Source organism: Nocardia australiensis, assembly GCF_020733705.1.
Taxonomy (GTDB): Bacteria; Actinomycetota; Actinomycetes; order Mycobacteriales; family Mycobacteriaceae; genus Nocardia; species Nocardia australiensis.
This window is the reverse complement of sequence record NZ_JAJFZM010000001.1, coordinates 2,320,515-2,332,815: the sequence shown is the minus strand read 5'-3', so window position 1 is coordinate 2,332,815 and position 12,301 is coordinate 2,320,515. Positions and strand designations below refer to the sequence as shown.

General features: G+C 62.4%; 13 protein-coding genes and 1 tRNA gene. 12 read left to right on the top strand and 2 right to left on the bottom strand.

What is annotated here, in order from left to right:
- Positions 1–32: 32 nt before the first annotated feature.
- The 9 genes from LKE06_RS10640 (at position 33) to LKE06_RS10600 (ending at position 7,774) form a co-directional block, all read left to right on the top strand.
- A complete protein-coding gene (locus LKE06_RS10640; protein ID WP_227998425.1) occupies positions 33–1,175 on the top strand; it encodes an acyl-CoA dehydrogenase family protein in 1,143 nt (380 codons plus the stop codon).
- 72 nt (positions 1,176–1,247) lie between these two features.
- Positions 1,248–2,720: a flavin-containing monooxygenase gene (locus tag LKE06_RS10635; protein ID WP_227998424.1), complete on the top strand. Its 1,473-nt coding sequence runs from the start codon at positions 1,248–1,250 to the stop codon at positions 2,718–2,720.
- Between the two features lie 88 nt (positions 2,721–2,808).
- Complete coding sequence (locus LKE06_RS10630; protein WP_372477320.1) at positions 2,809–3,630, top strand: DUF1542 domain-containing protein; 822 nt, start codon at positions 2,809–2,811, stop codon at positions 3,628–3,630.
- 178 nt (positions 3,631–3,808) lie between these two features.
- Positions 3,809–3,884 (top strand) — tRNA-Arg (locus LKE06_RS10625).
- Between the two features lie 426 nt (positions 3,885–4,310).
- Positions 4,311–4,616, top strand: a complete 306-nt coding sequence (locus tag LKE06_RS10620) for a hypothetical protein (protein WP_227998423.1) — start codon at positions 4,311–4,313, stop codon at positions 4,614–4,616.
- A gap of 874 nt (positions 4,617–5,490) precedes the next feature.
- Positions 5,491–5,829, top strand: coding sequence for a WXG100 family type VII secretion target (locus LKE06_RS10615; protein ID WP_227998422.1), 339 nt, complete (start codon positions 5,491–5,493; stop codon positions 5,827–5,829).
- On the top strand, positions 5,829–6,131 hold the full coding sequence (locus LKE06_RS10610) for a WXG100 family type VII secretion target (RefSeq protein WP_227999393.1): 303 nt from the start codon (positions 5,829–5,831) through the stop codon (positions 6,129–6,131). Before LKE06_RS10615 ends, LKE06_RS10610 begins: the two co-directional genes overlap by 1 nt.
- A 3-nt stretch (positions 6,132–6,134) precedes the next feature.
- Positions 6,135–7,463: a hypothetical protein gene (locus LKE06_RS10605; RefSeq protein WP_227998421.1), complete on the top strand. Its 1,329-nt coding sequence runs from the start codon at positions 6,135–6,137 to the stop codon at positions 7,461–7,463.
- A gap of 158 nt (positions 7,464–7,621) precedes the next feature.
- Positions 7,622–7,774, top strand: a complete 153-nt coding sequence (locus LKE06_RS10600; RefSeq protein ID WP_227998420.1) for a hypothetical protein — start codon at positions 7,622–7,624, stop codon at positions 7,772–7,774.
- A gap of 31 nt (positions 7,775–7,805) precedes the next feature.
- Here LKE06_RS10600 and LKE06_RS10595 read toward each other — a convergent pair whose 3' ends face one another.
- On the bottom strand, positions 7,806–8,357 hold the full coding sequence (locus LKE06_RS10595) for a hypothetical protein (protein WP_227998419.1): 552 nt from the start codon (positions 8,355–8,357) through the stop codon (positions 7,806–7,808).
- A 301-nt stretch (positions 8,358–8,658) separates the two neighbouring features.
- Between LKE06_RS10595 and LKE06_RS10590 the strand changes: the two genes are divergently transcribed.
- The 3 genes from LKE06_RS10590 to LKE06_RS10580 all read left to right on the top strand — a co-directional run bounded on the left by LKE06_RS10590 (position 8,659) and on the right by LKE06_RS10580 (position 11,371).
- Positions 8,659–9,651, top strand: coding sequence for a hypothetical protein (locus LKE06_RS10590; RefSeq protein ID WP_227998418.1), 993 nt, complete (start codon positions 8,659–8,661; stop codon positions 9,649–9,651).
- 386 nt (positions 9,652–10,037) lie between these two features.
- A complete protein-coding gene (locus LKE06_RS10585) occupies positions 10,038–10,826 on the top strand; it encodes a GTP pyrophosphokinase (RefSeq protein WP_227998417.1) in 789 nt (262 codons plus the stop codon).
- Between the two features lie 149 nt (positions 10,827–10,975).
- Positions 10,976–11,371: a cytotoxic translational repressor of toxin-antitoxin stability system gene (locus LKE06_RS10580; protein ID WP_227998416.1), complete on the top strand. Its 396-nt coding sequence runs from the start codon at positions 10,976–10,978 to the stop codon at positions 11,369–11,371.
- A 256-nt stretch (positions 11,372–11,627) separates the two neighbouring features.
- On the opposite strand, the gene LKE06_RS10575 is transcribed toward LKE06_RS10580, so the two are convergent.
- On the bottom strand, positions 11,628–12,269 hold the full coding sequence (locus LKE06_RS10575) for a TetR/AcrR family transcriptional regulator (RefSeq protein ID WP_227998415.1): 642 nt from the start codon (positions 12,267–12,269) through the stop codon (positions 11,628–11,630).
- Between the last annotated feature and the right edge of the window lie 32 nt (positions 12,270–12,301).

Below are 12,301 nucleotides of genomic sequence, written 5' to 3'. Positions count from 1 at the left end.
GCGCCGCAGGAACTAGCGGTAGAACAGGAGGCATGCCTGTTGATCGGATGCTGCCGACGCCCGAAGCTCGGGATCTACTCGAGCTGACTCGCGATATAGCCGACAAGGTGCTCGAACCGCGCGTGGTCGAGTGCGAGAAAACCGGCACGTTCCCCGACGGTGTCTTCCCCGCGCTCGGTGCGGCCGGGCTGCTGAGCCTGCCGTATCCGGAAGAGTTCGGCGGCGGCGGGCAGCCCTACGAGGTCTATCTACAGGTGCTCGAGGAACTGGCGAGTCGCTGGGCGGCGGTCGCGGTGGCGGTCAGCGTGCACAGCCTGTCGTGCCATCCGTTGTTCACCTTCGGCACCGACGAGCAGAAACAGCGTTGGCTCGCCGACATGCTCTCGGGCGAAACCATCGGCGCCTACAGCCTTTCCGAGGCGCACGCCGGTTCCGACGCGGCGGCATTACGCTGCCGGGCCACCGCGGTCGAGGGCGGGTTCCGAATCACCGGCACGAAGGCCTGGATCACCAACGGCGGTCGCGCCGACTTCTATTCACTGTTCGCCCGCACCGGCGAGGGCTCCCGAGGTATTTCGTGCTTCCTGGTCCCCCGCGACACCGAGGGACTGAGCTTCGGCAAGCCCGAAGAGAAGATGGGCCTGCGAGGGGTACCGACCACTACCGCCGCCTATGACGACGCCTTCCTGCCCGCCGAACGGCTGATCGGCGCCGAAGGACAGGGACTTTCGATAGCCTTCAGCGCACTGGACTCCGGCCGCCTCGGTATCGCCGCGGTCGCCACCGGTTTGGCCCAACGCGCCCTCGATGACGCCGTCGCCTACGCCATGCAGCGAGAAGCGTTCGGGCGGCACATCATTGATCATCAGGGCCTCGGCTTCGTGCTCGCCGATATGGCCGCCGCAGTGGATTCCGCGCGCGCGACCTACCTCGACGCGGCCCGCCGCCGCGATGCCGGAGTCCCCTATTCGCGGCAGGCGAGCGTCGCCAAACTGGTCGCGACCGACGCCGCCATGAAGGTCACCACCGACGCGGTCCAGGTCTTCGGCGGTTACGGCTACACCCAGGACTTCCCGGTCGAGCGCTACATGCGCGAGGCGAAGGTAATGCAGATCTTCGAGGGCACCAACCAGATTCAGCGCCTCGTCATCGCGCGCCAACTCGCGGGCAGCTAGTCTGGCCGAAAGTGTGGATTTCACGTCCGGTGATGTCTTCGTAGCCACGCGGCTCCCGCATACGTTCGAATCATGACGACACCGTCCATCATCATTATCGGCGCCGGGTTCGCGGGCCTCGGCATGGCGCTGGAGCTGCGCCGGTCCGGGATCGAGAACTTCACCATTCTCGAGCGGGCCGCCGATCTCGGTGGCGTGTGGCGGGAGAACACTTACCCCGGTGCCGCGTGCGACGTGCCCTCGCCGCTGTACTCATGGTCGTTCGAGCCCAAATCCGATTGGCCACGGCGGTTTTCGGAGCAGCGCGATATCCACGCCTATATGCGCGGCGTCGCCGAAAAGCACGACCTACAGCGCTACATCCGATTCGGCACCGAGGTAACCGACGCCGAATTCGACGAGCCGACCGGGCAATGGATCGTCAGCACCGCCGATGGTGAACTCCTCACCGCGCGGATCCTCATCCCCGCCGTCGGCCAGCTCTCACGCCCCGCCATGCCGAACCTGCCGGGCATCGACACCTTCACCGGCGCCGCTTTCCACTCCGCCGAGTGGGATCACAGCGTCGACCTGACCGGCAAGCGGGTTGCCTGTATCGGCACCGGAGCCAGTGCCATTCAATACATTCCGCGCATTCAGCCGAAGGTCGAGCACCTCACGCTATTCCAGCGATCGGCGGCGTGGGTGCTGCCGAAGTTCGATGTCGAATACAGCCCGGCATATAAAGCACTGTTCAAATATCTGCCACCGACCCGCCTTGCCGAGCGGTTCGCGATCTGGTTCACCTTCGAGGTGCTCGCGCTCGCGCTGACCGACCTTCCCGCTATGAAGGGCCCCGTCGTCGCGCTCGCCGATCGCCACCGCGCCAAGCAGATTCCCGATACCGAACTGCGCGCGAAGCTGACACCGGATTACGCGGCCGGTTGCAAGCGCGGCCTGTTCTCCAACGAATACTTCCCGGCACTCGCGCAACCGAACGTCGCCGTGGAGACAACCGCGATCGAAGCGATCACCCCGACCGGCATCCGCACCGGCGACGCCGTCGAGCATCCGGTCGACGTCATCATCTACGGCACCGGATTCAAAGGGACCGAGTTTCTCGCGCCGATGAACATCTACGGCAGCGGCGGCCGCAAGCTCGCCGATGTCTGGGGCGAGGAAGGTGCCCGCGCCTACCTCGGCCTGTCGGTTCCGCACTTCCCGAACATGTTCATGATGTATGGCCCGAACACCAACGTCGGCTCCGGATCCATCATCTACATGCTCGAATCGCAAGCCCGCTACATCCGTCAGGTCGTCGAGTACCTCACCGACCGCCCCGGCCGCTATCTGGCCGCCGAACAGGCCATCGAGCAAGGCTGGGACGCCTGGCTACAGCGACGCCTGAAAGACACCCCCTGGAACTTCTGCTCCAGCTGGTATCGCAACGCCGCGGGCCGAATCACGAACAACTGGCCCGGCGCCACCGTCCTATACCGTTGGAAGACGAAGACTTTCACCGACGCCGACTATCACGAGACACAAGCGCCCGTCGCGACCGATTAGCCGGATAGGCCGCCACGAAGCTCAGCAAAGTCTCAGCAAGCCGTCGGTAAACTGGACGCGACCTCGACAAACCGGTGAAAGGCGCGCGATGTTGTGGGTACTGATCATCGTCCTGGTCGTGCTGGCGGCCGGGTTCGTCGTGCTGCTGTCACAACAGACCAAGCAGCGCGCCGCGACGGAACTCGCCGACGCCGCCGCCGACGCCAGACAGATGATCGAGCGGCTCGCCGGCCAGATCTACAACCTGACCGGATCGAACGACGCCGCCAAGCAGGCGCTCGCGGATGCGTCGGAGCGCAATATCGCGGCCGGATCGCAGATCGATCAGGCCCGCACGCCCGCGCAGGCCAGGCTGGCGAAACAGACCGCGATCGAAGGCATGTACTACATCCGCGCGGCACGCACCGCGATGGACATGGACCCCGGCCCCGAGGTCCCCGCGCTGGACGGCCAGGACGTGGCAGGCAAGGTCTCGGAGACCCGCACCATCGAATACGACGGCAGGCAGGTCGCGGCCTCCCCGGACCCGTCATCGCAGACACCGAACTACTACCCAGGCGGCCGGGTGGCCGGACGCCCCGTCCCCGCGGGCTGGTACTCCGAGCCATGGTGGCGACCCGCCCTCGTCGGCGGCGCCTGGGGCCTGGGTTCGGCATTATTGTTCTCGTCGCTGTTCTCCGGTATGTCCGGAGTGGGTTACGACGCACACGGATTCGAAAGCGGCTACGGCGACGGCTACCAGGACGGACTCGACGCCGCGGGCGGCGATGCGAACGGCTATAACCAGGGCAGCGATCAAGGCTATGACGCCGGCAACGACCAGGGTGGCTACGACTCCGCCGGTGGAAACGACGGCGGCTGGGACGGCGGCGGGTTCGACGGCGGCGGCGGGTTCGACGGCGGCTTCTGACCATCCGGTCCGAATAAACAGCGACCGCACATTCCCCCCGATCGTCTGGCCCCACCGCCGACGTTCAGTCCGCATCACACCCCGACGCACCAACGATTCTGACCCCTCGCCTCCAACACGGTAGACTCCCCGACAACCAGTCAGGCGCCGCCCTGTTCCCCAAGCAGCGCCCCCACCAGCCCTCGTAGCTCAGGGGATAGAGCACCGCTCTCCTAAAGCGGGTGTCGCAGGTTCGAATCCTGCCGAGGGCACCAAATTGGACACCTGAAACGGTTCCAATCAGGTCACAATTGCGAGCACACATATGCGCGGTTGCCATTGCCGCAGGTCAGAGATAGCGAAGGCGCCACTGGACACTCGGCGGCGCTGTCAGTACCGCTGGACGCGCCCGCACCAGGACGGCCGACCATTTCGACCGAGTCTGTGACCGCTCCCAAACCTCACGGTTCGTCGATATCCAGGCGTTCCGACCCGGTCGGACGACACGGCGCTCTCGCTCACGCGACCGTTCGGGATCTCGTTGCATGCCCTACACGCACCTGCCGGAGGGTCGGCGACCCGTCACTCCACATGTCGCCCATCCACTCGTGCTGCGTCTCGGCGGTACCGAATTGTTCGGAGTCGCAACGGATCCAGCTCGTCGATCATCCTTCGGGCCGGTTCGACCAGGGCCGCCATGAGTGAGTAGCCGTTCGCTCGATGCGCACCCGCACCACTATATGCGGCGGTTGCTGAGGAAATCCGAGGAATACGCCGGATATTCGATCCCGTCCCGGGCCCTGATCGTCCGGGTGCCGCGCTCGCACCAAGCGAGCCATTTCACGGTCGCGGAGTTCGTTGTCGGCGGCATCCTTGTCGGGCAGCTCGTCCTCGTGCTGAGTCAGCCACCGGAGGAACTGCGCGGCACGCCCCGAGCGGTTACCTGGCCGGAATCAGACCCCTCGATTGCACCTGTTCCCAGGGTTTTTCGTAGAGATGCCGGGTGATCTGGCCGGTGCATACGCGGTCGCGTGGGCTGCTTGTGCATCTCGTGGAGTTCGTCGGCGAGGATTCGATGCAGGCGAGCGCGCGGCGCGATCGTAGTCGTGTGGGCGAGGCTCGTGGGAGCGAGCAGGATTTCGCGGGCCAGGCCCGAGGCCAGGAATACGACGGGACCGCCGGGTACGAGCTGTGACGGGGACACCGGAAGAAAGACGATCCGCATATCGGTGTCGCCGTGCGCGCGGTGGTAGTGCCGTGAGCCCAGCGGTGGCCCACGCGACTCGGTCGGCCCGAACGATCCACACACAACCTTCAGTGTGGACCGACAGAACGCCGCGAGCCGCGCACACCAACTGTCCACCCGGATGGGAATGAACTGAACTCGCTCCGCCCGAAGGCCACCGGTGAACACCGCCAGGGGCCACAGCCGCGACGTCGCATCGGGCCGGGAAGTTGGTGTCGTGCCCGCCCGACAACTCAAGGGTAAACGAATGTTGCGACCGAATTACCCTCTCACCTATGGTCTTCCGATGTTCCTGGCGCGAGGGATTGACAAATGCCCTTCCCAAGAAAGAAAGTGCGCATCAAACCCGGGAGCGATTCAATGCCTGGTGGGCCGAGATTGAGTCTTATCCGGCATGGTCGGACTGGGCAGGGGAGGCGGTGCGAGAGAAGGCCTTCGCCGCACAGGTGCCTACGCCCGATCAGGCCGCGAAAGCCACATAACGCACCCGATCAACCAACGTCCGCAGGAGCACGGTCCGTCGGTGCACTTCATCCATGGGGCGTGCTCGACGGCCACTTAATGCAGCTCGGGGCTCGCGTCCAGGTGCCGGTTGCGGCTAGGCTCCTGGGCATCTGTCTCTGGGAGGGGGGCTTGTGTCAACTCAGTCGGGTACGCCCGGACAAGACTTCGCGATGGTTCCAGACGAGGTGACCGATGCTGGCACCTACGTCCAGCAAGTCGCCGATTCACTGATCAACGGCCTCAACTCACTCGACCGCGAGATAACGAGCGTCCTCGACAACTGGACCGGGCCGGCGGCAGAGGCATTCGGTACTGGTTGGACCGAGACCAAGGAGGGTGCCGCCGATGTCTTGGAGGCCCTCGCGACCATGGCGGGATTGCTCGGCGTCACGAGCAAAACTATTGCCCACCAAGATCTTTCGAACGCGACTCACCTGCATTCACTCGACCTACCGAAGCTGAATATGTGATGGTCGAGAACTCCCGCGATTTCACCGTCGACATCGACGAGCTGGACGGTCTGGTCAGCCGCGCCAACGGATTCATCGGCTTCCTCACTGAAAGCCTGGAAGGCCTCAACCACCGAATCGCCGCCGTCCAACAAAACTGGCAGGGGTTGGCGGCCACCGCCCAGGAAGAGGCCTACCGAGAATGGGCGACCGGGGCAGCGGAGGTTGTTGAGGGAATAACTGAGATGCACACCGCCGCCGTCACCGCTCGGAATGCCTACGGGGCGGCAGCGGAAATAAATCTTAGAATGAGCGGTGGCTAGCTCGTGGTTTCGGTTTCCCCGCAGTCGTATCAGAGCGCGGCGAAGGTATGCTACGCACTGTCGGAAGAATTCCAAACCGTTTACAACCCCCTACAGACCGCGCTATTGGAGACCAGCGGAATGGCTGGCGGGTACACGGCCGTCAAAGCGTGGTCGAAAGCCTACGACGAGCGCGCCGCCGCGATGACCCTGGTCGCGACCAACTTCGCGCGGGCCCTCCAGCATTTCGGTGACGTGTTGGCCGCAGCCGGGTACAACTGGGCAGCTGGGGAGTACAAGGCCAATCGGGACCCGAAAAAGGGCGATCCACCGACACTGCCCGCCGTGCCCTCAGAGCTGCCATACGGGGCGAACTCAGTCATCGGCGTCGCCGCGTCCGGAACCAACAGCCGGGGACTCGAGTCGGAGATCCCCGACCTGTATGACAAGATCACCGCGAAGATCGCCGGTGGCGAGATCCCCGATGGCGACACGGTCAAGTTGGCTCGCGCCGCGACGGCCTGGAAAACCTTCGCCGGGTCAACCCCAGCGTTCGGTGCTCAAACCCGGCTCAAAATGGCCGCCGACGGGCTGGAACGTGGTTACGGGTCCAACGTTCCACAAGACATCCCCTACCTGGCCGCACACCTTCGCACGCTCGCGACCAGCGCGGGCGAGATCGAACTGGCCGCACGCGACATGGCCGCAGCGACCGATGCCCACAACGTCGCGTTGGCGGCGATGCGCTCCGAGATCAACACTCAGTTCGCGATGGCGGTGGTAGGTGCCTCCGTCGTTATCGCGGCCGCAGTGATGATGATCAAAAAGCCACAGACGGTGGGTGGGGTGGAAGCCGCTACCCTCGACACCGCCGCCGTTGCTATCGCGCGTGCTATCGGAACGTTCTTCACCTCGCTCAACGGCATGACCTTCACCTCGGCGGCGCTGGCGACGGGTGGACTCGCGACCATCGCTGGGTTGGCCATCCTCATCACGAAGATGGACGACGACAGCAGTGACGACAAGTACCAGAATCTTCCCCTGGCGGCAGCAATACCGCTTGGTGGCCTGACCGACGCCGCTGAGGAATATATTAGGGAAAAGCATGTCGATGGTAATCACACCGCAGACACCGACCCCAACAAGAGCACCTTCACACCCGACCAAGATCTAGATGAACTTGTCGATCGCGCGGAGAATACTACGGCGCGAGGACCGAACAAGTATGGAAACTACGAGCGCGATGTTGATGCGGGCCAAGACGTTGGGCAGTCTGGAGGCAAGTCCACTTCCCGATACAAGGTGATTACCGACAGGTGGGGCACTGTCGTAAATATGTTCCCAATCCCCTAGGAGGCTAAGAATAAATGGGAATCTCAGTCACTGTTCAGGACCGGATGCACCGTCAACTTGAAGGATATGTGAACACAGACGGTTCGACGCTATCCAGAATGGTACAGGCAGCTCCCGAGGGTTCCATGCTGGGCGAAATTCATGCGTACGCTGACACTATGTTCAATAGCTACCAGCTGCGGTTCTTTATCGATGAATTGTCGGCCATGAATCCCCCACTCGAAGACGAACGCAGGGTTGTCGAGACATTGCTCGTAGCGGCCGAAGACGCAATGCGCGCACTGGGATATCTATGGTTCACTGGCGACTGATCCACCGAGTGACCGGCAGGCGTTACCAAACCTAGGTGACCGAACCATAAAGATAGCGACGAAATCGCAAATAGGACCGAAAGACGTGCTGGACGACCTCGCATGTACCCACGAGAAAGACAATCGATAGATTCCACCGCTGCATAGCTTGACCTTCAAGCCAGGCAGAGACGCGCCCCTCCCGCCTGACCGCGTTCCGCGCGCCTGCCCGCGAAGCCGCCCAAAGAAGGCGCGGCTCGGCAGGGTAACCAGGCGGCGGCACGTCGCCACGATCTACCTCTATACCGACGAGCGTGACGACCCACTCGGCGAGGTCGTCCAGCTGCACGTTGCAGCATGAACACGAGAACGAGAAACAGTTCTTCCAACGCAAGGTCGACTCAGGCGGCCGGTGGAGTCCGACGGGTTCGGGCCAGTGCTGTATCGGCTTCCCGATGTTCGCCGCGCTGTCAGTGACCGCGAGGATATCTACCTGGTCGAAGGAGAGAAGGACGCCGACCGCACCGTCCATGCCGGACTGACGGCGACCTGCAATGCTGTGGGCGCGGGCTCGTCCAAGCGCGAACACGCCGGAAGTGGTCATCGTCGCCGACCGCGACGAACCCGGGCGCGTGCACGGGACTGCCTGCGATCGGCTGTGAATGCAGGAAAACCCCGAACCACTAACAGCGGGTTCGGGGTTCGAGTACCTACCGTCGACTACGGATCGATGAAAATAGAGACCGCAGGCGACCAGCGCGAACCGACGCGACATTAGGTTGAGTAATAACCGATCGTAGTGCCCGGATAGCGGCTCAGCTGAGTAGCAGCATGGGGATAATCGGGTACGGTTCGATGCGCATCGGGATGCGGTCAAAACGATCCAGGATCGGGAGGCAATCAACATGTTTAACAACGTCTTGGTCAACATGTTGAATCAGATCCGAAACAGACTTAAGGTACGCCTCCCTGACGGCAGTGCGGCTGCTCGGCAAATTCCCGACGACAGCGCCGAAATGTTACGGGTTGCCGCGAGGACGGCAGACGACACAGATCAAAATTTTCACCGCCTACTGTCAGCAAAGGAACTGAACCGCCAATTGGAGGCGGACGCCATACGCCGCAGCGCCGATAAGAGGTTCGATCCCGCCTTGCCGGTAAGTGTGCACAACATGCCGAAATGGGATGATCTGGAATACGACACCGGAATAGGCGGAGAGGGTTATAACTATTTGATCCGACATAACGGAAAGCCGATTGGAATTTATAAGATTCGCCATAGTACGAGCCGCATCCGGGATGAGGTCGGTATGTGGGAGGCGGACCAGGTACTCGGACTCGACATTGTCCCATACACGCGAAGATGGAACGGACCGTTAGGGGAGGGATCACTACAAGAATACGTACCGAACTCCGGGCCTGCGCTCCACACCAACACCCTCGAGGGGCAACGGGTCGCGGCGCTCGACTACATCATGGCGAGCGGTGACCGTCATCTAAAGAATGCCCTGGTCCGCACCGACAGGCCCGGAAAATTAGCAGCGACCGACAATGAAGGACTCCTCCCACCCAAGACGACAAATAATTCCACCATGATGCGTTCTGAATTCGTTGCAGCACACATCGGAAAACCTCTTGATCCAGACCTCGTGAAGCAACTCAGGACGGTGGATCCAGCTGGATTCAGCGAGCACTTGCAAACCGTAGGATATCCCCGAGATATCGCCGACTGGTCCGCAGAGCGCCTAAAGGAGATACAGAAAGAGGGAATGATAACAGGAGACGCCTGGGGTTGCGCAATCATGAGGGAAGATATGCGCATAGTCTACCCGCCGGGCTATAATAACCTATTAGAATATTGGAAGGATCACCCTCCGAATGCAAGTGAATTCACTTGAACACACACCCTATCTCATTTCTTTGCCAACTCGTCCCGCGAGTTCGAGCTCATCGCATAATTAAAATCTCCGCAGACGTCCGCCACGACTCGGGGGTGGAGTAGGCGCAAACCAACGAGGTTGGACGTAGAGCTGCAGATCAACGTCGTTCTGGTAGCCGGCTTCGATCACCAACCGCCCACCCGAAAACCGCAGGTCGTCCTCGTTCCCATGTTCGACACGCCCCGCCGAAGACACAAGCCCTGCACAAAGCCGGACATACCGTGCACGAAGTCGTCGCCAGCATTCTCGATCCGGTCCCCGCCCCTGTGGGAACAGGCTACGACTCGATCGGCATCAACTGCGCCCTGCGGCGGCGAATGCGCAACGAGGGCACAATGGACTCGATGAGATCCTGGCAACTTACTCCGACCTCCGATGGCGACCTGCTCAGCAATGGGGGGCGCCTCAACGTCGCGGACATCCGCTTGCTCCGCGAGCAGTTCGTCGACTTCATGCTCGGCTACAAATTCGCGATCGATGAGATCACGACCAAGATCAATATCTTGCGTGAGGACTTCAACAACACCCACGAGTACAACCCCATCGAGCACGTCGGCTCGCGGCTCAAGTCACCCGAAAGCGTGTTGGAGAAGGTCCAGCGCAAGAACTACGCGATGAACCTGGCCGCTATCCGGGAGAACGTGCTCGACATCGCCGGGGTCCGGGTGATCTGCAGCTTCATCTCCGATATCGGCAAGATCAGGGACATGCTGGCCGGCCAGGAAGACATCACTGTTCTGGAGGAGCGCGACTACATCACCAACCGCAAACCGAACGGATACCAAAGCCTGCATCTGATCGTGTCGATTCCGGTTTTCCGCTCCGACCGCACCGACCGAATGCCGGTCGAGATCCAGATCCGCACCATTGCAATGGACTTCTGGGCCAGCCTCGAGCACAAGATCTACTACAAGTACCGAGGCGAAGTACCCCCGAACCTCCGAAGCGACTTAGCCCAGGCCGCCGAGGTGGCCACCCAGCTCGACGAGAAGATGGAAGCCCTCCATCACCAGGTCGACCACACAGAGCACACCCGGACAAGCCCGGCCGATTCGCTGGATCTCAGCCTGCTGTACGACAGCATCACCCCAAACCGTCCCGCGCACCGATTGCCCGGCGGGCAACCGGCCTGAGTCGCGAACGCGGCAGCTCGCGCTGCGGCGAATATGGCAGCCAGCACGGGTCCAGCCCTCACAGCGGTCGGCAATCGCACTGGACGACGGACTCCTCGTCGTCCGAATCGACACAGCCAAAGTATCTCAGTAGCTGCGCCTTTCATTAATTGCCTGCACCGATGCTCGGCGCCGCCCGCAGCCTCCTTCGAGATACCCAGGGGCGCACCGGAACTCATCACGTCACCTACCAGCTGCCACTTCCGGACGGAAGGACCTTGCGTACCCGGATCTCCCGCCCGGTGGACCGCACTGGATACGGGCCGTCGATATGGGCACACATCTTCCGTGACCAGCTCGTCGTCGACGAATCAGCCTTCCGGGCTTGTGCGCTGGACAAGGTTCGCCCGGACCGAGGGCAGCGTGCCACCCCGCGCGAGTCACTGCCGGCCGATCTCGTCCACCTGCTGATCCACCGTGTCGGCTTGGCAGATGCGGAGGTGGCGTTGATGTCGAACGAGGCTGCGATCGAGCGGTTGAACCAGTACTGGGCAACAGGGGGCTGATAAACCGACGCCGGCCGAATGTGGGATTGCCCGGAATGCCGTATCGGCAACCGTGGTTGTAGTGGCTCCCAGCAGTTTGCCCTGGCCAAATGATGAGTGGCAGCGGGCGAGCGTTCCGGACCAACGGGCCGCCGAGGTACCCGATGGGAATGTCTGCGTGCCTTCGTCGAGGACGTCGGTACCGATCGAGCCGAGCGGGAGTCATCGCTCGAGGCAACCGCATTCGAGGATCACCCGGTACCGGCCGACACCGTGATCACTGGTGATCCGACATCGTGTCGATCATCGCGAAGACCCTATCGAGCTGGCCGCGAACGATGCCGAGTTCGGTGGTGTTCCCGGCGAGGTGGTGCAGCAGCGCACGCTGGAAGATCCCGTCGAGGACGAGATAGGCGGTGGCCGGGTCGATGCCCGGGGTGGTGCCGCGCAGTTCGCAGTAGCGTGCGACGACTCGCCAGATCATATCTTCGCGATGCGCCTCGATTTCGAGGACTTCGCCGCGGAACGACTCGCTGAACATGCTTTGGTTGCGTAGGTCGTACCAGAGGCGATGGACCGGCGCGTCGGCCACCAGGGTGCCGAAGTAGGTAGCGGCGAACTCGGTGCGCAGTCCCTCGGCGTCCGTGGCAGCCTCGACGACTTCGTCGTAGCGGGTAATGCAAACGGCTTCGTACTGGCGCACCGCATGGGCGATCAGGTCGAGCTTGTCGGAGAAGTAGTAGTGCAGCACCCCGTGTGAGTATTCGGAGTTCTGCGCGATCTCACGCAGGCTCGTGCGAGCGTATCCGCGTTCGGCCAGGGTCTGCAGGGTGGCTCTGGCGAGTTCGTTGCGTTTCGCCTGGAACTTGTCGCGGGCACGTTCTTCTACGCGCGCACGGGGGCTAACGACCTGTGTCACGTCGTCTGCTCCTCTCTAGGGCCCGCGTCGTG

Bases quoted from the DNA above. Each gene is read 5' to 3' on its own strand.
- LKE06_RS10640 (WP_227998425.1), top strand. From the start codon at position 33: ATGCCTGTTGATCGGATGCTGCCGACGCCCGAAGCTCGGGATCTACTC.
- LKE06_RS10635 (WP_227998424.1), top strand. From the start codon at position 1,248: ATGACGACACCGTCCATCATCATTATCGGCGCCGGGTTCGCGGGCCTC.
- LKE06_RS10630 (WP_372477320.1), top strand. From the start codon at position 2,809: ATGTTGTGGGTACTGATCATCGTCCTGGTCGTGCTGGCGGCCGGGTTC.
- LKE06_RS10610 (WP_227999393.1), top strand. From the start codon at position 5,829: ATGGTCGAGAACTCCCGCGATTTCACCGTCGACATCGACGAGCTGGAC.
- LKE06_RS10600 (WP_227998420.1), top strand. From the start codon at position 7,622: ATGTTCAATAGCTACCAGCTGCGGTTCTTTATCGATGAATTGTCGGCC.
- LKE06_RS10595 (WP_227998419.1), bottom strand. From the start codon at position 8,357: ATGACCACTTCCGGCGTGTTCGCGCTTGGACGAGCCCGCGCCCACAGC.
- LKE06_RS10590 (WP_227998418.1), top strand. From the start codon at position 8,659: ATGTTTAACAACGTCTTGGTCAACATGTTGAATCAGATCCGAAACAGA.
- LKE06_RS10585 (WP_227998417.1), top strand. From the start codon at position 10,038: ATGAGATCCTGGCAACTTACTCCGACCTCCGATGGCGACCTGCTCAGC.